This is a genomic window from Variovorax sp. VRV01, assembly GCF_014852545.1.
Taxonomy (GTDB): Bacteria; Pseudomonadota; Gammaproteobacteria; order Burkholderiales; family Burkholderiaceae_C; genus Variovorax; species Variovorax beijingensis_A.
This window is the reverse complement of record NZ_JACVBS010000003.1, coordinates 423479-441365: the sequence shown is the minus strand read 5'-3', so window position 1 is coordinate 441365 and position 17887 is coordinate 423479. Positions and strand designations below refer to the sequence as shown.

At 67.8% G+C, this 17887-nt stretch carries 17 protein-coding genes; 14 read left to right on the top strand and 3 right to left on the bottom strand.

The window, feature by feature from the left end; genetic code table 11:
- Positions 1–283 (bottom strand): contractile injection system protein, VgrG/Pvc8 family (locus IB278_RS08345; protein WP_263864246.1); only part of this gene is annotated, 283 nt, incomplete at its 3' end.
- Positions 284–785: 502 nt separating this feature from the next.
- Between IB278_RS08345 and IB278_RS08340 the strand changes: the two genes are divergently transcribed.
- Positions 786–2918: an alpha/beta hydrolase domain-containing protein gene (locus IB278_RS08340; RefSeq protein WP_192323187.1), complete on the top strand. Its 2133-nt coding sequence runs from the start codon at positions 786–788 to the stop codon at positions 2916–2918.
- Here the strand turns inward: IB278_RS08340 and IB278_RS08335 are convergent.
- Positions 2881–3822 (bottom strand): LysR family transcriptional regulator, encoded by a 942-nt coding sequence (locus tag IB278_RS08335; protein ID WP_145740631.1) that lies wholly within the window; start codon positions 3820–3822, stop codon positions 2881–2883. The genes IB278_RS08340 and IB278_RS08335 overlap by 38 nt on opposite strands.
- A 61-nt stretch (positions 3823–3883) precedes the next feature.
- On the opposite strand from IB278_RS08335, the gene IB278_RS08330 reads away from it, so the two are divergent.
- From IB278_RS08330 to IB278_RS08295, 8 genes are all read left to right on the top strand, one after another.
- Complete coding sequence (locus tag IB278_RS08330; RefSeq protein WP_225612800.1) at positions 3884–4261, top strand: I78 family peptidase inhibitor; 378 nt, start codon at positions 3884–3886, stop codon at positions 4259–4261.
- A 17-nt stretch (positions 4262–4278) separates the two neighbouring features.
- Positions 4279–4938 (top strand): 2-hydroxychromene-2-carboxylate isomerase, encoded by a 660-nt coding sequence (locus IB278_RS08325; RefSeq protein ID WP_145740633.1) that lies wholly within the window; start codon positions 4279–4281, stop codon positions 4936–4938.
- Between the two features lie 7 nt (positions 4939–4945).
- Entirely contained in the window at positions 4946–5830 is an 885-nt protein-coding gene (gene dapF, locus IB278_RS08320) for a diaminopimelate epimerase (RefSeq protein WP_192323186.1), read from the top strand.
- On the top strand, positions 5827–6525 hold the full coding sequence (locus tag IB278_RS08315) for a DUF484 family protein (protein ID WP_021005622.1): 699 nt from the start codon (positions 5827–5829) through the stop codon (positions 6523–6525). The genes dapF and IB278_RS08315 overlap by 4 nt, the downstream gene beginning before the upstream one ends.
- The gene (locus IB278_RS08310) at positions 6522–7160 is read left to right on the top strand and encodes a YdcF family protein (RefSeq protein WP_192323185.1); all 639 of its coding nucleotides are present in this window, start codon (positions 6522–6524) and stop codon (positions 7158–7160) included. Before IB278_RS08315 ends, IB278_RS08310 begins: the two co-directional genes overlap by 4 nt.
- Positions 7144–8160, top strand: coding sequence for a tyrosine recombinase XerC (locus IB278_RS08305; protein ID WP_192323184.1), 1017 nt, complete (start codon positions 7144–7146; stop codon positions 8158–8160). Before IB278_RS08310 ends, IB278_RS08305 begins: the two co-directional genes overlap by 17 nt.
- On the top strand, positions 8157–9377 hold the full coding sequence (locus IB278_RS08300; protein ID WP_192323183.1) for a class I SAM-dependent rRNA methyltransferase: 1221 nt from the start codon (positions 8157–8159) through the stop codon (positions 9375–9377). The genes IB278_RS08305 and IB278_RS08300 overlap by 4 nt, the downstream gene beginning before the upstream one ends.
- 85 nt (positions 9378–9462) lie before the next feature.
- Complete coding sequence (locus IB278_RS08295) at positions 9463–10515, top strand: CobW family GTP-binding protein (RefSeq protein WP_192323182.1); 1053 nt, start codon at positions 9463–9465, stop codon at positions 10513–10515.
- A gap of 127 nt (positions 10516–10642) precedes the next feature.
- Here the strand turns inward: IB278_RS08295 and IB278_RS08290 are convergent, their stop codons facing one another.
- A complete protein-coding gene (locus IB278_RS08290) occupies positions 10643–12124 on the bottom strand; it encodes a YdgA family protein (RefSeq protein ID WP_225612799.1) in 1482 nt (493 codons plus the stop codon).
- A gap of 757 nt (positions 12125–12881) precedes the next feature.
- Between IB278_RS08290 and dksA the strand changes: the two genes are divergently transcribed.
- The 5 genes from dksA (at position 12882) to mraZ (ending at position 17882) form a co-directional block, all read left to right on the top strand.
- Complete coding sequence (dksA, locus tag IB278_RS34200; RefSeq protein ID WP_012746056.1) at positions 12882–13505, top strand: RNA polymerase-binding protein DksA; 624 nt, start codon at positions 12882–12884, stop codon at positions 13503–13505.
- 45 nt (positions 13506–13550) lie between these two features.
- Positions 13551–15233, top strand: coding sequence for an STAS domain-containing protein (locus IB278_RS08280; RefSeq protein ID WP_145740644.1), 1683 nt, complete (start codon positions 13551–13553; stop codon positions 15231–15233).
- Positions 15234–15307: 74 nt separating this feature from the next.
- Positions 15308–15853 (top strand): ATP-dependent protease subunit HslV, encoded by a 546-nt coding sequence (gene hslV / locus IB278_RS08275; RefSeq protein WP_012746058.1) that lies wholly within the window; start codon positions 15308–15310, stop codon positions 15851–15853.
- Positions 15854–15855: 2 nt separating this feature from the next.
- Entirely contained in the window at positions 15856–17184 is a 1329-nt protein-coding gene (gene hslU, locus IB278_RS08270; protein ID WP_192323181.1) for an ATP-dependent protease ATPase subunit HslU, read from the top strand.
- Positions 17185–17453: 269 nt separating this feature from the next.
- Positions 17454–17882, top strand: coding sequence for a division/cell wall cluster transcriptional repressor MraZ (mraZ, locus tag IB278_RS08265; RefSeq protein WP_012746060.1), 429 nt, complete (start codon positions 17454–17456; stop codon positions 17880–17882).
- Positions 17883–17887 lie beyond the last annotated feature (5 nt).

Here is a 17887-nt window from a genome sequence, read left to right as displayed (position 1 = left end):
AGAGCCAGGGGCGCAGCCGCATCTCGTAGAAGGCCTGGCGGTCGTCTTCGTGCGACAGGCCGAAGCGGGTGACAAGGCCGGCGAGGTAGCGCGGGGCGCCGCTCTCGGTTTCCATCACGACGGTGGCCGTCTTGCCGAGCAGGGCCTTCGCATCGATGGCATTGCTGCTGCCCAGCAGCTCGAGGTCGAAGGCATAGGCCTGGCTGAGCGCCTCGCGTCCCGCCAGCCGATGGAACTGCAAGGCATCGCCCAGGGGCGAGTGCAGGATGACGCGCCTTCTCATGGACGCGGACGAACCACGGGCGCGGGCGAGCGGGCTCGCGCGATCGAACATTGACATGAAAGCTCCCTGGCCGCCCTCAGAGGCTGGGGGGCCGTTTTGTGGGAGGATTATGTAAGCCGCTGTTGCAGGCCCGGAAGCAGCCCAAAGTAGTCATCGCGAACGCAGATGCGCAATTCGTGAAGCAATGCACATCGCCGTGTGCCGCGGGCGCGTATCGGTGTCCGATGGACAGCCGCTCTGCTAGATTCCGTCCCGGTAGCCAATCCATTCAAAGAGTCTTTGACGCTCTGTTCTCCCTGAACCCTTCAATGAAGGTTTTTTTGGCTACCTCTCAACCCGCTTCGGCGGGTTCTTTTTTGGGCGGAACAGTCCTGAAGGAAGCGTCCTTAACCATCGGTTAAGACCGGCTAAACAAGACGCGAATTGTCGGCATGCCCTCGAATCGTGAGGATGCACAGCGCCGACGCCGTCGGATCCGCGCAAGAAAAAGACAGGAGACAGCATGCACCCGAGAAGCCCGACTGGGCGCCAGCCGCGCCTGCACTGGTTCGCGGCGGCGATGGCCGCGGTGGCAATCGCCGCCGGTGCACCGGCCGAGGCCCGCGTCACCCGCATCGTGATCGACAGCGTCGCGCCTCTCGCTGGGCAGTCGATTCCATACGAGCAGGTCCGCGGCCGCGCCTTCGGCGAGCTCGATCCGAACGATCCGCACAACAGCGTCATCACCGACATCCAGCTCGGCGCGGACGCCGACGGCAAGGTGCGGTATGAAACCACCTTCAATCTGGTGAAGCCGGTCGACATGAGCCGCGCGAGTGGCTTCCTCTGGCACGACGTGCCCAACCGCGGCGGCGCCGGCACCATCGCCGTGGAGGAGCGCGAACTGGGCGATGTCGGCCTGCGCAGCGGCTGGCAGGCGGACAACGCCGGCAACACGGGCATTCCCGCCAATCGGGCCGAGGGTACCAATCACTGGGTGGCGGCACCCATCGCCAAGCTGAACGGCGTGGCTGTCACAGGCACGGTGTTCGCGCGCATCGTCAACCGCGGCGGCGCGGGCTCCCAGCCGCTGATGGTGCAGACCAACCCCGTGCCCTACCTTCCGGCCACGCTGGACACGGCCCAGGCAACGCTGAAGACGCACATCAAGGAAACCGTCGATGGCGTCGTCACCGAGGGGCCGGCCATCGCCGCGGGCGACTGGGCCTTTGCCAGATGCGATGCCGGCAACCCGTTTCCCGGCACGCCGATCGACATCAACCCCGCCAATGCGCCCGGCAACCTGCCGGTGCACATCTGCCTGCGCAACGGCTTCGATGCCAAGCTGCTGTACCAGGTGGTGTATCCGGCCCAGAACGCCTACGTATTGGGCGTGGGCATGGCGGCGTTCCGCGACGTGGGCACCTTCTTCCGCTACGAGACGGCGGACGACTTCGGCACGCGCAATCCGGTGGGAGGCTTCGTCAAGGGCACGGCGGTGCGCGGTGTGTCGCAGTCCGGGAACATGGTGCGGCAGTTCATCTTCATGGGCCTGAACCAGGACGAGCGCAACCGCAAGGTCTACGACGGCGCCTGGCCGATCATCGCGGGCCGCCGGGTGGCGGCCAACTCGCGCTGGGCCCAGCCGGACGGCGTGCTGGAACTCTTTCAGCAGGGCAGCGAAGGCCCGCAGTGGTGGGTGGACTGGCCGGACCCGGTGCGCAAGCAGCCCACCGGCAGCATCTTCTCGCGCTGCAGCGCCAACGACACCTGCCCGAAGGTGATCGAACATTTCGGATCGGCCGAGGTGTATGCACTGAAGCTGACGCCCGAGTGGATTGGCACGGCCGGCGACGCGGACATTCCGCTGCCGCGCAACGTGCGGCGCTACTACGTGCCGGGCAGTCACCACGGCGGCGGCGCGGGCGGCTTCACGCACATGCCCGCGGCCGCCACCGGCCCCACCTGTCCCGGCAACAACTTCGGCCGCGGCACCTTGGCGGCCAACCCGGTGCCGCACACGGAAATCACCAACGTGCTGCGCCTGGCCATGCGCGACTGGGTGCTGAACGGCACACCGCCGCCGCCCAGCCGCTGGCCGACGCTCGCGGCCCGGACGCTGGTCGACGCCAACAAGAAGGCGATGGGCTTTCCGAGCGGCGTGCCCGGCATTCCGGACTCGATCTTCCTGCCGCAGAACTTTGCGTTTCCGGTGTTCGACTACGACTGGGGGCCGCAATTCAATCATGCGGAAGCCTCCGGCGTGCCCACCCAGGTGCCGCCGTCCATCAAGAAGGTGATTCCGATGAAAGTTCCGAAGGTCGACGCCGACGGCAACGAGATCGACGGCGTCCCCACGGTGCTCGTGATGGCGCCGCTGGGCACGTACCTGGGCTTCAACGTCACCGCCGAGGGCTTCCACCGCGGCCAGGTGTGCAACTACGTCGGCGGCTATGTGCCGTTCGCCCGCACGCGTGCCGAGCGGGTGGCGAATGGCGATCCGCGCCTGTCGCTCGAGGAGCGCTACGGCAGCCGCGAGGGCTACGTGGCCGCGGTGCGCGCCGCTGCCGAGAAGGCGTTCGCCGAGGGTTTTCTCCTTCCTGCGGACCGCGACCGCCTTATCCGGCAGGCTTCGGAGAGTGCCGTGCTCCGCTGAAGGGTGCCGCGCTTTCCTCGATCATTTCCACCAGGGCGGCCGCCGGCGTCGAGAGCTCCGCGCGGCTGCGCATGGCCAGCAGCAGCACGCGTTCCATCTCGACGCCTTCGAGGCCGACCTGCACGAGACCCAGGGCCTGGGCATAGAGCGCGGCAGCCGCGCGCGGCAGGATCGCCAGGCCGAGCCCGAACGCGACCATGCGGCACATCGAATCGAAGCTGCGCACCTGCACCCGGATGCGCGGCGTGCGCTTGACCGCGTCGGCCGCCGCCATCACCTTGCGCGTGAGCGATGCGCTGCGTGCCAGCGTGACCAGGTCGTGGTCGAGCACGTTCTCGATGGAGGCGTTCTGCCGGCCGGCCAGCGCATGGCCCGCCGGCACCAGCAGCACCAGCTGGTCGACATTGCAGACGAGGGTTTCCAGGCCTTCGTGCGGCACGTTGTCGCCGATCACGGCCAGCTCCGCCGTGCCCTTGAGCACGGCGCGGATTCCGTCCTCGCTCAAGGCGTCTTCCATGTCGATCACCACCTGCGGATAGCGGCGGGCGTACTCGGCCAGCACGCTGGGCAGGAAGCCGCCGAAAGCGGAGGGATTGGCGCACAGCCGCAGGTGGCCGGTGGCACCTGACTGAAGATCGTCGACCGCCTGCACGAGCTGTTCCAGGCGCGCGATCACCTCGATCGCGTGCCGGTGCAGGGTCTGGCCTTCGGGCGTGGCGGTCACGCCGCGCTGGCCGCGCTGCAGCAGCGCCATGCCGCAGTGCTGTTCGAGATCGGTGATGCGCTTGCTGGCCGCCGGAAGCGATACGCCGAACCGGTCTGCGCCCGCCGTCAGGCTTCCGCCATCGACGACCGCGACAAAAAGCCGCAGGGAGATGAGATCGAAACGGTTCAGGTTGATCATGGCGGGTGGATTTGACCACTGGCAACGCTACGATCCACCGAAAGAAGCAAGACACCACACCATGCCCATCTTCCCTCGACCCGGTTTCATCTTTTTCCCTGGTACGCGCGGCATCCTGGCGGCCGCCGTCTGTGCTGCATCGCTGTTCATGGCGGGCTGCGAGACGCAGCCCGAATTCCGCCCGCTCACCTCCGAGGCGCCGCCGCCGCCCACCTTCGTGACCGTGCCCAAAGAAGAAACCTGCCAGGCCGCGCAGGCGCGCTATGCGCTCGGCCAGGCGCTCGATCCGCTGCTGCTGGAGCAGATGCGCACGCGCACCGGTTCCAAGTCCGCGCGCACCTCGGCCGCCGGCGCGCCGCTGCCGGCGCCGGCCGATCCGGCGCGGCTCAATGTCGACGTCGATGCGCAGGGCAGGGTGGTTGCCGCGCGCTGCGGCTGAAAGTCAATAATTCCGGGATGACCACCCACCCGACCCCCGCTGCCATCGCGCTCGACTGCTACTACAGCCTTTCCTCGCCCTGGGCCTACCTGGGCGGCCCGCAGCTGCAGGACATCGTGCGGCGCCACCATGTGCGGCTCACGCTCAAGCCCTACGACTTCCAGGCCGTGGTGCCGCAGACCGGCGGCATTCCGCTGAAGACGCGGCCCGAGCCGCGCCGCAGCTACCACGCGCTCGAATTGGCGCGCTGGCGCGACTACCTGGGCATGCCGCTCAACCTGGAGCCCGCCTACTATCCCAAGGGTGCGCCGGTCGATCCGAACTGGAACAAGTACCCGGGCTGGATGGTGATTGCCGCGCAGCTGCAGGGGCTCGATGCCCAGCCGCTTTCGCATGCGCTGCTGCGCGCGCTCTGGGCCGAAGAGCGCGACACCTCCGAGGCCGCGGTGCGCATTGCGGTGGCCGAGGAAAACGGCTATGACGGCGCGGCGCTGCAGGCGCTGGAGCAGGCGCCCGAGATCTTGGCGGTCTACCGCGCCAACAGCGCCGACGCCATCCAGGCCGGCGTGTTCGGCGCGCCGACCTTCGTGCTCGACGGCGAGCGCTTCTGGGGCCAGGACCGGCTGGCCTTTCTGGACCGGGCGCTCGACAGGCGCCGCCATTCCACGGGCGGATAATCCCCCGATGCGAATCCGCTTTACCAAGATGCAGGGTGCCGGCAACGATTTCGTCGTGCTGGACGAGACGCGCGGCACGCTGGGCCTCACGGCCGCGCAGTACCGCTTCCTGGCCGACCGCCATTTCGGCGTCGGCGCCGACCAGATCCTCACGGTGCGGCCGCCCTCCAAGGGCGCGGCCGAGGGGGTCGATTTCCAGTACGTGATCCACAACGCCGACGGCGGCGAGGTGGAGCAGTGCGGCAACGGCGCGCGCTGCTTCATGCGCTTCGTGCGCGAGCACCACCTGACCGAGAAGGACACGGTGCGCGTCGAAACGCTGGCCGGCATCATCGAGCCGCGCATGGGCGAAGACGGCCGCGTCACGGTCGACATGGGGCCGCCCGTCTTCGAGCCCACCCGCGTGCCCTTCGACACCGCCGGCCTCGATCCGCAGCCCGACGGCGCCTGGCACACCTGGCACCTGGCCCTCGGCACGCATGCCGACTCGGCCATCGTGTCGGTCGCGGTGCTGTCGATGGGCAACCCGCATGCGGTGCAGGTGGTCGACAACGTCGACACCGCGCCCGTGGCCCGGCAGGGCCCGCAGATCGAGCACCATCCGCGCTTTCCGCAGCGGGTGAATGCCGGCTTCATGCAGGTGGTCGACCGCACGCACGTCAGGCTGCGCGTGTTCGAGCGCGGCGCCGGCGAAACGCTGGCCTGCGGCACCGGCGCCTGCGCGGCGGTGGTGGCGGGCATCCGGCTCGGCCTGCTGGAGCGCCGGGTCGATGTGCAGACGCATGGCGGCGTGCTCACGATCGGCTGGGAAGGCGAGGGCCATCCGGTGCTCATGACCGGCCCGGCCACCACGGTTTTCGAGGGAGACATCGAGGTGCCCGAGCTGCCATGACCCACTTCAGAAACAACAAAGACGACGCCATGAACCCGATCACCGAAGACGACATCGCCAACTACCTGGCGAACACGCCCGACTTCTTCGAGCGGCACGCGCAGCTGCTGGCGCAGGTGCAGCTCACCAGCCCGCACGGCAACCGCGCCGTGAGCCTGCAGGAGCGCCAGGCCGAGATGCTGCGCGAGAAGATCAAGGCGCTGGAACATCGACTGATGGACATGGTGCGCCACGGCACTGAGAACGTGGTCATCGCCGACCGCCTGCAGCGCTGGACCAGCGGCCTGCTGACCACGCGCGACCCGCGCAGCCTGCCCTACCGCATCGCGGTCGACCTGCAGTCGCTGTTCCTGGTGCCGCAGACCGCCATCAAGGTGTGGGACTGCGGCGCCGACTACCTCAACGAAGCCTATGCGCAGTGGGTGAGCGACGACGTGAAGGCGCTGGCCACCTCGCTGACCTCGCCTTACTGCGGGCTCAACTCGGGCTTCGAGGCGGCCAACTGGCTGCCCGAGCCGGCCGGCGCGATGTCGATCGCGCTGATCCCGCTGCGGCCCGATGCCGAGTCGCCGGCCTTCGGCCTCCTGGTGCTGGCCTCGCCGGACGCGCAGCGCTTCAACGCCGAAATGGGCACCGACTTTCTCGAACGCATCGCGGAACTGGCCTCGGGCGCGCTGTCGCGGCTGCGGCCTTGAGCGGGCAGCGCCGGTCCTGGCGGGCCGCCGCGCGGCCCGTGCTGTGGACGGTGCTGCTGGCCGGACTGCTGGCCTACCTGGTCATTGCGGCCGTCATCTGGCGGCGCGCGGTCGAGGCGCTTGCCAATCCGCCGCAATGGCCGGCCGACGCAGCGCTGGTCCTGGGCAACCGCGCCTACCTCGATGGCAAGCCCAATCCCTGCCTGACGGGCCGGGTCGATGCCGCCATCGCGCTGGCCGATGCGGGCCTTGCGAAGAAGCTGGTGCTGTCGGGCGGCGTCGACAAGGAAGACGGCCGCATCGAGGCCGAGGTGATGCAGCGGCATGCGCGCGCCCAGGGCTACGCCGGGCCGCTGCTGCTGGAGCCGGCATCGACCTCGACCCGCCTGAACCTCGCCATGTCGCGTCCGCTGCTGCAGGCGGCGGGCGTGCACGGCGTGATCGTGGTGTCGGAGCCCTACCACCTGTGGCGCGTGGAGCGCCTGGTGCGGGCCAGCGGCTTCGACAGGGACTTCGATGTCCAGTACGCGGCGGCGAGCACGCGCTGCTGGCGCCGCTGGGGCATGGTTTTCAAGGGTGCGTTGCGCGAGCCTCTGGCTGTCGTGAACAATGCGTTCAATGGCTACCTCCACTGAGACGGCGGGGACCGGCTGGGTCGACAAGTATCTGGAGCATGTGCGCGTCGAGCGCCGGCTGGCGGCGCGCACGGTCGAGCTCTACGCCATCCACCTGCAGGCGCTCGCGGCCCATGCCGCACAGGCCGGGCTCTCGCTCGACCGCGTGCAGACCGCGCACATCCGGCGCTGGATGGCGCAGCTGCACGGCGCGGGACGCGAGCCGCGCGGCATTGCGCTGGTGCTCTCGTGCTGGCGCAGCTTCTACCGCTGGCTCGGCAACGAGGGGCTGGTGGGCTTCAATCCCGTGAAGGACGTGCATGCGCCCAAGGCCGCGCGGCCGCTGCCCAAGGCGCTGGCGGTCGACGATGCGGTGCGGCTTGCCGAACTCTACGACCCCGAGGCCGACCCCTGGACCGAGGCGCGCGACAGCGCGATCGTCGAGGTGCTCTACGGCTGCGGCCTGCGCGTGAGCGAGCTCACCGGCCTCGATGCGCGCGCCAGCGGCACGGCCCGCGGCTGGGTCGATCTTGACGCGCTGGAAGCCAACGTGCTCGGCAAGGGCAGCAAGCGGCGCATCGTGCCGATCGGCAGCAAGGCGGCCGAGGCGCTGCGCGACTGGTTCGCGGTGCGCGGCGAATGCGCGGCGCTGTCGACGGCCGCGCTGCGCGACCCGGCGGGCGCGGCGGCGCTCTTCATCAGCAGCAAGGGCGTGCGCATGTCCTCGCAGGCGGTGTGGAAGCTGCTGCGCGAGCGCAGCCTCAAGGCCGGCCTTGCGGCGCCGGTGCATCCGCACATGCTGCGGCATTCGTTCGCGAGCCATGTGCTGCAGTCGAGCAGCGACCTGCGCGCGGTGCAGGAACTGCTGGGCCACGCCAACATCGCGACCACGCAGGTCTATACCCGGCTGGACTTCCAGCACCTGGCCAAGGTGTATGACGCGGCACACCCGCGCGCGCAGGCGCGCCCCGAAGGCGCGCGGTCCAAGCCAAAGAACGACGACAACAAGCCAACCAAATGAAAACCCTCCGCCTCAAGCCCGGCAAGGAGCGCTCGCTGCAGCGCCGCCATCCCTGGATCTTCGAATCCGCCATTGCACGCGGCGGTGCCGATTCGGGCGAGACGGTGCGCGTCGAATCCCATGACGGCGCCTTCCTGGCCTGGGCCGCCTTCAGCCCGGTGTCCAAGATCCGTGCGCGGGCCTGGAGCTTTGTCGAAACGCAGCGCATCGATGCCGCCTTCCTGGCGTCGGTGTGCGCCCGCGCGGTGGCGGCCAGGGCGCTTTTCGACCTGCAGAGCGACGGTGTCCGGTTGGTCCACGGCGAGGCCGACGGGCTGCCGGGCCTGATCGTCGACCGGTATGGCGACACGCTGGTGGCGCAGTTCCTGTCGGCCGGCGTCGAGCGCTGGAAGGCCGCGATTGCCGATGCGCTGCTCGCGGCGACCGGCCTGCACAAGCTCTACGAGCGCTCCGACGCCAGCGGCCGCGAACGCGAAGGCCTGAAGCCGGTCACCGGCTGGCTGCGCGGGGAGGGCGCCACCGAGATCACGATTCGCGAGCACGGCTGGAAGCTTTCGCTCGACATCGCCACCGGCCACAAGACCGGCTTCTACCTTGACCAGCGCGACAGCCGCCAGCGCTTTGCCGAACTGGCGCAGCATCGGCGCTTTCGGCGCGTGCTCAACTGCTTCTGCTACACCGGCGGCTTCACGGTGGCCGCGCTCGCGGGCCTGCGGGCGGCGGATGCGGTGGAGGGCGCCGAACTGGTGTCGGTCGATTCGTCGCAGCCGGCGCTCGAGCGGGCTCGGGCGCACCTCGCGCTGAACGGCTTCGGCGGCGAGGGCCCGGGCCTGAAGGCGGAATTCCTGGACGCCAACGTCAACACCGTGCTGCGCGAGTTCATCGAGCAGGGCCGAAGCTTCGATGCCATCGTGCTCGATCCGCCCAAGTTCGCGCCCACGGCGGCCCATGCCGAGCGCGCCGCCCGCGCCTACAAGGACATCAACCGCCTCGCGCTCAAGCTGCTGGAGCCCGGCGGCGTCCTGCTGACCTTTTCATGCTCGGGCGGCATCAGCGCCGATCTTTTCCACAAGATCGTGGCTTCGGCCGGCATCGACGCACAAGTGGATGGCTACATCAGCGAACGGCTGGGCGCGGCGCCCGACCACCCGATGACCATCGAGTTTCCCGAGGGTGAATACCTCAAGGGCCTGGTGGTGGTGAGGAAGCCTGCTTGACCCCGCGCCAACGCAACTGAGTGGCATTGGCTAAACTGCCGGCCCAATCCCTTTTCTTCCTGTTTTCCGTTTCCGGAGCACACCCATGGCCCTCATTCCCGCCACCATCCTCACCGGCTTCCTGGGCTCGGGCAAGACCACGCTGCTCAAGCGCATCCTGACCGAGGCCCACGGCCAGAAGATCGCGGTGATCGAGAACGAGTTCGGCGAAGAGAACATCGACAGCGACATCCTCGTGACCGAGTCGAAGGAGCAGATCGTGCAGATGAGCAACGGCTGCGTCTGCTGCACCATCCGTGAAGACCTGCGCGAGGCGCTGCAGCTGCTGGCCGCCAAGAAGCGCCAGGGCCTGCTCGACTTCGACCGCGTGGTGATCGAGACCACCGGCCTGGCCGACCCCGGCCCCGTGGCGCAGACCTTCTTCATGGACGACGAAATCGCCGAGAGCTACCTGCTCGACTCCATCCTGACGCTGGTCGACGCCAAGCATGCGCCGCAGCAGCTCAACGACCGCCAGGAGGCGCGCCGCCAGGTGGGCTTTGCCGACCAGATCTTCATCAGCAAGAGCGAGCTGGTGTCGGCCGAGGAGACCGATGCGCTGATTCATCGCCTGAAGCACATGAACCCGCGCGCGCCGCAGCAGAAGGCGCATTTCGGCGATGTGCCGCTCAAGGACATCTTCGACCTGCGCGGCTTCAACCTGAACGCCAAGCTCGACATCGACCCCGACTTCCTCAAGGAAGACGACCACGACCATCACGACCATGACCACGCGCATGGCGAGCATTGCGACCACCCCTCGCACCAGCACGAGGGCCACGGCCACCATCACCACACCGACGACGACGTCAAGAGCTTCGTCTACAAGGCCGACCGCCCCTTCGACCCGGCCAAGCTGGAAGACTTCCTGGGCGCCATCGTCAACATCTACGGTCCGCGCATGCTGCGCTACAAGGGCGTGCTGAACATGAAGGGCACCGAGCGCAAGGTGATCTTCCAGGGCGTGCACCAGCTGATGGGCAGCGACCTGGGCCCGGAGTGGGGCAAGGACGAAGCCCGCCAGAGCCGCATGGTGTTCATCGGCATCGAGCTGCCGCGAGAGATCCTGGAGCAAGGCCTGGAGCAGTGCCTGGTCTGAGGCCCTGACTTGCTCCTTCCCCCGTTGGGGGAAGGTGGGATGGGGGCGGGCCGCCGATCAGGCGCCGTGCTTTTTTCGGGGCTGCCGTGCCCCCACCCCGGCCCTCCCCCCGAAGGGGAGGGAGGAATTACCGGCCCGGCGTGCCCAGCGGCTTGCCGTTGAGCTTCAGGCCGCCTTCGGCGTATTCGATCTGCGCGGTGACGTCATCGCCCTCGCGCCTGACGAAGCCCTTTTGCTCGCCTTGCTCGACCAGCCCCGCCATCATTTCGGGCGGCGGCGTCTGGCCGCTCTCAGCGCCGGTGGCGGCCAGCTGTTCCAGCCATTGCATCGGCAGCCGCGCGCTGGCCTTGAGCACGCCGCGCTTCATGAGCAGTGCCATGCCGGGTGCCTGCAGGTCTTCGTCGGTCACGCCGGCCATGCCGGCCGTGTAGCTGATCTCGCCGCGCTTGCCGCCGATTTCGACCAGCATCCTGTCGAGCCCGATCTCGGGGCTGTACTTGGCCATGGCCTTGAGGTCGGGCGCCAGCTGGTCGAACAGCACCTTCATCGCCGCCTGCGAGGCCTTGTTGCCGCCCTTGCCGCAGCCGTTCGCGGCGCTCGACTGCATCCAGGCATCGGCCAGCTTCTTGTAGCCGGCGGCGTGGATGCGGCGTCCGCCGCTGCTCATCTCGAACTTGTCGATCTTCGTCTCGCCGATCTTGCCGGTGCCCTTGACCGTACCGGTCGATGCGTAGAGCCCGTCCGCGATGGTGGCTTCGGCAAGCATGTCGATGTTCTGCAGCAGTACGGCCGGCAGGGCCTTGCCTTCGCCGCCCGCGGCGCCGCCCAGGCCCTTGGGGGCTGCGAATTCGAGGCTGTCGAGCCGGGCCTCGGTCTTGCCCGTGGCCAGGATCCAGCCCTCGCTCTTGTCCATGTCGGCCTTGCCGGCCAGCTTGCCCATCTTCAGCGTGGCGCCGGTGCGCGCATCGCTGACATCCAGCCCCGGCATCGTCAGGTCGTAGTGCACACGGGTCCGGGCGCCGTTCATCTCGATGCGGGCCTGCGCGCCCTGCCAGGCGAACCGGGCCTTGCCTTCCTCGGCCAGGCTGGCGGGCGCCACCGCCAGGTCGGTGGTGTAGGCGCCGTCGAACGACACCTTGGTGTGCGCCGTCAGGGGCTTGGCCTTGCCGAAGATCTGTTCGGCCTTGGCCTGGCCCTTCACGTCCAGCACCAGTTCGCTGTCGATGATGGCTGCCGCCAGCGTGCCACCGGCCAGCGGGCCGTGGCGGATGGTGTCGCGGAAGGTGATACGCACCGCCTTGAACGGCGTGGCGGCTTCTTCCGCTTCTTCTTCCTCATCCTCTTCCTCGCCGGGCTTGGCGGCAGGCACCTGCGCCGCGGCGGCCGCATCGGCTGCGCAGCCGAGTTCGATCGTCACTGTGCTGACGGCACCGAAGAAGCCGCGTTCGTAGCTGCGCTCGACCACGCGCACCAGCGCAGTCTGCTTCGGCACCTCGTCCAGCGCGGCCTCGTAGCTGGACTTTACTTTCGAGCCGGCCAACCACGTGCCGCCACCATAGGCAAGTGCGATGGCCGCAGCCAGCACGCCCAGAACTGCTTTTTTGCTCAAGATTGATTTCTCTTTTGTATGAATGAGATCGACCCGCACCGCTCCCCTGGCGATTTCGGCAGGTCTTGCTACCCCCTCCGGCAGCGCCGGCGATGCTACCGGAGACAAGGGGGTTGCAGGCACATCACCCTTCGATTCGAGTTCTCTATACAATCGCGCGCCTGTTCCGGCAGCCACGCCTTCGCCCGATGGGGCGGGATGTGGCTGACGGTGCGGGACGCCGCAGGTTCCTGGCGGGCTTTCGGGGGTATAACCCCGGGGTTCGTCACTGCGAGCACTCCGACGAGTGGAGCCCGCGCGGCTTGAAACCCGCCGTGGTTCCCTTGGGAGGAGACACCCAGTGAAAGCGCGTTCCAGTTCGTTCAAGGAGCCAGTCACCGTGAAGAAGCCCGCCGCCAAGGCCACGCCAGCAACCAAGCCCGCCGCCAAGAAAGCGGCGGCTGCAAAGCCGGCTGTACCCGCGGCAAAAAAGAGTTCTTCCGCTGCAAAGGCCCCGGCCACGAAACCAAAAAGCGCTCCAAAGAAGCCAGCAACGCCGTCGGCCAAGGCCGCGACCGTTGCAAAGAAGCCCGTCAAGTCTGCAAAGTCTGCTGCGCCGCCGGTGGCATCCGCCCCGGACAGGAGCGCAACCAAAACTGCAGTCGCGGGTCAACCGCCATCCAAAACCGTCGGCCGCACTGCTGCCGTTCCTTCTGCCCCTCCGATCCCAATGAAAAAAACGGCTGCCGCCTCTTCTTCCGCCACGGCGACACCTTCGATGCCCGCTCAGACCGCTGCACCCGCCCCCGCGCGAGGTGGCCGCGTGTCCCGGCTGTCGCAGCTGACCGTGCCTTCCATGCCGCAATCGGTGGCTTCCACCGCGGCCAAGTCCTCCTTCTCGCAGGCGCCTTCCAATGCACTGGTGCCGCCGCCTCCCGTCGCGGTGAAAAAAGACCCGAAGCTCGCCAACAACTGGAAAGCCAAGTCGGCTGCCGAGTTGACCGATGCCGAGGTGATCGCCATGCCCGACTCCGAGTACATGAATGAAAAGCAGATGGCGTTCTTCCGCCTGAAGCTGGTCGAACTCAAGCGCGGCATTCTCGAAAATGCCGGCGAAACCACCGAGCACCTGCGCGAAGACACCGTGGTGGTGCCCGATCCGGCCGACCGCGCCACCATCGAGGAAGAGCACGCGCTCGAGCTGCGCACGCGCGACCGCGAGCGCAAGCTGCTCAAGAAGATCGAGCAGTCGATCCAGCGCATCGATGCCGGCGACTACGGCTATTGCGACGAAACCGGTGAACCCATCGGCGTCGGCCGCCTGCTGGCGCGTCCCACCGCCACGCTGTCGCTCGAAGCGCAGCAGCGCCGCGAGCTCAAGCAGAAGATGTTCGGGGACTGAACGAGCGGCCGAAGAAGAGAACCTGTTCGCCTCGAAACCTCGTCGATGCCAAAGGAAGAGTCGGGCCGCCTTTTTTCCAAGGTGGCAAAGTTCGTCCGCAATCCGCTCAAGGATTGGTCCGAGCTGAATTCGACTGCGGATTCCACGCTGCCCGAGCAGGCTTACAGCCGCGAAATGCTCAAGGAGATGATCGAGCGGCGCCAGCGCAACGATTTCGTTCGCCGGCGCGAGTTCGACATGCTGCGCAAGCTTCGCCAGCGCGAAGCCGCCGCCCACGCCTTCGAAGGAACGGTCACGCCGTCTTCCTTCAACCTGAACAGCACCACGGAGAAATCCGAGGGGCGCGCGCTCACGCTCAAGAAGATCGACGAGATCGAGGAGCAGATGTCGCAGCAGTGGTGGAAGGGCCGCGGCCCCAACGGCGAGGTGCTGTCCAATGCGCCGCCCGATGCCGGCGCCGAAACCCTGCCGCCGCCCGTCGACGCAGCCGAGCTGGCCAGCCTGCTTGCCGCGCCGGCCTACGGCCCCGCGCCGGCGCCTGCCGTCGTGCCGGCACCGGCCGTGGTTGCCGCGGCTGCGCCTGCCGCGCCCGCTGCGGGCGTTCCGGCGGCCAGCGGCACCTCGCTGCTGTCGGCACGGCTCGCGCGCGACGGCGCGCTCGAAGAAGCCGTGATCCGCTTCGCGCACGGCGACGATGCCGGCGCCGAGGCCATTCTTCTTCAGGCCCTGGCCTCCGAAAGCGCAGCGGCCGAGGGCGACCACGCCACCACCGAGCGCGACGACGCGCGTTGGCGCACGTTGTTCGACCTGTATCGCGCCACCGGCGACGCCGCCAGGTTCGCCGCGGCACGCATGCGCTATGCGCAGCGCATGAAGCGCATGGGACCGGACTGGGTCTCGCTCGACGAACTGGCGCGCAGCGTGAAGGCGGTGGCCGCCAGCGAACTCGCAGAACTGGCGCCGGCCGGCGCCGACTGGGCCAGCCCGGCACGCCTGGCGCGCGACGGCTTGATCCAGCTCACGCGGGCGCTGTCGCAGGCCGGCTCGGTCTGGACGCTCGACTGGCGCGCGCTGGTCGCCATCGAGGCCGACGCCGCCGCGCCGCTGCGCGTGCTGTTTGCACACTGGGCCGATTCGCCGGTCCAACTGCGCTTCATCGGCGCCGCGAAATTGCTGGCCGTGCTGGCCGAGGCCACGCCCAACAACGAGCGCGGCACGCCGGACGTCTGGTGGCAGCTGCATCTGGCTGCACTGCGCATGATGAACATGCCCGACGACTTCGAGCTGGTGGCGCTCAACTACTGCATCACCTACGAGGTGTCGCCGCCGGCCTGGCAAGACCCCAAGGGCGCCTGCACTTCGGTGGCCGCACCGGCGGCAAGCCGTTCGAACTCCGTGTGGTCGCTGCTCTCGGTCAATGGCGAATCGGAGAGCTTTCCCACCACCGACACCGGCTTTGCCGCGCTGGCCGGCGATCTGCGCGGCGAGGCGCATTCGAGCCTGCAGCGTCTCGATACGGACCTGCGCAACACCACGGCGCCCGTCATCTCGTGCGCCGCGCTGCTGCGCATGGACCTGGCTGCCGCCGGCACGCTGCTTGGCTGGGTGCGGGCGCGCGACGCCCAGGGCGAGCGCGTGCAGTTCGTGGATGCCCATCGGCTGATCGCGGTGCTGTTCGACCTGGTCGGCATCGCCGACCATGCGACCGTGGCCCTGCGGAAGAACTAGGGCGCCCTGGCGCTGCGCACATTCGGTAGCAGCCGCGGGCTTGCATTGCCCAGCGGCATCCCCAGATGGCTTCGATGGAACAGTTTCACGGCACCACCATCGTGAGCGTGCGCCGCAAGACCCCCCAGGGCGACCAAGTCGCCATTGGCGGGGACGGGCAGGTCACTCTCGGCAATATCGTCATCAAGGGCACCGCGCGCAAGGTGCGGCGGCTCTATCACGGCAAGGTGCTCGCGGGCTTTGCCGGCGCCACGGCCGACGCCTTCACGCTCTTCGAGCGCTTCGAGGCCAAGCTCGAGAAGCACCAGGGGCACCTCACCCGCGCCGCCGTCGAGCTCACGAAAGACTGGCGCACCGACCGCGTGCTGCGCAAGCTCGAGGCCATGCTGGCCGTGGCCGATGCCACCACCTCGCTCATCATCACCGGCAATGGCGACGTGCTGGAGCCCGAAGACGGCGTGATCGCCATCGGCTCCGGCGGCGCCTACGCCCAGTCCGCCGCCAAGGCGCTGATCGACAACACCGAGCTCACGGCCGAACAGATCGTGCGCAAATCGCTGGCGATAGCCGGTGAAATCTGCATTTACACGAACATGAACCACACGGTGGAAGCGCTCTGACCATGTCCATGACCCCGCAGGAAATCGTCTCCGAGCTCGACAACCACATCGTCGGCCAGCCCGCCGCCAAGCGCGCCGTGGCCATTGCGCTGCGCAACCGCTGGCGCCGCCAGCAGGTCGAGGAGAAGCTGCGCACCGAGATCACGCCCAAGAACATCCTCATGATCGGCCCCACGGGCGTGGGCAAGACCGAGATCGCACGCCGCCTTGCGCGCCTGGCGGATGCGCCCTTCATCAAGGTGGAAGCCACCAAGTTCACCGAGGTGGGCTATGTCGGCAAGGACGTCGACTCGATCATTCGCGACCTGGCCGAAATTGCCGTCAAGCAGACGCGCGAGGCCGAGAGCGCCAAGGTGCGCGCCCGTGCCGAGGACGCCGCCGAAGACCGCATCCTCGACGTGCTGCTGCCGCCCGCGCGCGGCGCCGACGGCGCAACGCCGGCGCTGGACGGCCCCAACCCCACCCGGCAGGCCTTCCGCAAGAAGCTGCGCGAGCACCAGCTCGACGACAAGGAAATCGAGCTCGACCTGGCCGAAGCCCGCGCGCCGCTCGAGATCATGGGCCCGGCCGGCATGGAGGAAATGACCGAGCAGCTGCGCGGCATGTTCGGCCAGCTCGGCGGCGGCAAGCGCAAGACGCGCAAGCTCAAGATCGCCGAGGCGATGCGTCTGCTGATCGACGAGGAAGCGGCCAAGCTCGTCAACGAGGACGAGATCCGCACCCAGGCCATCACCAACGCCGAGCAGAACGGCATCGTCTTCATCGACGAGATCGACAAGGTCGCCACGCGCAGCGAAGCCCAGGGCTCCGACGTGTCGCGCCAGGGCGTGCAGCGCGACCTGCTGCCGCTGGTCGAGGGCACGGCCGTGAGCACCAAGTACGGCGTGGTGCGTACCGACCACATGCTCTTCATTGCGAGCGGCGCCTTCCACCTGAGCAAGCCGAGCGACCTGATCCCCGAGCTGCAGGGGCGCTTTCCGATCCGCGTCGAACTGCAGTCGCTCTCGGTGTCCGATTTCGAGAGCATCCTCACGCAGACCCGCGCCTCGCTCGTGAAGCAGTACCAGGCGCTGCTTGCCACCGAGGGCGTCACGCTCGAATTCACGCCCGACGGCGTGAACCGCCTGGCCACCATCGCGTACGAAGTCAACGAGCGCACCGAGAACATTGGCGCACGCCGCCTGTCGACCGTGATGGAGCGCCTGCTGGATGAGGTAAGCTTCGACGCGACCCGCATCGAGGGGCAGACCATCCGCATCGATGCCGCTTATGTCGACGAGCGCCTTGCGGCACTAAGTCACGACGAAGATCTTTCGCGCTTCATCCTCTGAAGCCGCTTTGCGGCCCCTGTAACGGCGGCTGCGCTTCACGCATCACATTCACTGCGTGAGCTAAGTGCTTAATTCTCAACGAAATTCGCCGATTTCCAGGTTTGGAAATCGGTGCTAAGTCGTTGATTCCATTACAAAAAATAGCACCAACGGCCAGTTGCGTCTGAAGTGTTTCCTGCTACAGTGCAAAAAAGTGCAGTTAAGTGGGAAAAAGTGCGGGTGGTGCCTCTTTCGGGTGCTGCGGCATTCCCAATACAGGGGTTCTGGTCGTGTTTCAAGGCGCTTCATCGCTCAGTCTGGATGCCAAGGGGCGGCTCTCCGTGCCGACCCGGCATCGCGACGTCCTGAGCGCCACGGCGGGCGGCCAGCTCACGATCACCAAGCATCCGCACGGCTGCCTCATGGTGTTCCCGCGTCCCGAGTGGGAGAAATTCAGGGAGCGCATCGCCGCGCTGCCGATGTCGGCACAGTGGTGGAAGCGCGTCTTCCTCGGCAACGCCATGGACGTGGAGATGGACGGCACCGGACGCATCCTGGTGTCGCCCGAACTGCGTGCCGCCACGGGCATCGTGCGCGACACGCTGCTCCTGGGCATGGGCAACCACTTCGAGCTCTGGGACAAGGCGACCTACGAGGCCAAGGAGGCCGAGGCCACCCAGGGCGAGATGCCGGATGTGTTTCAGGACTTCGCGTTCTGAGGACC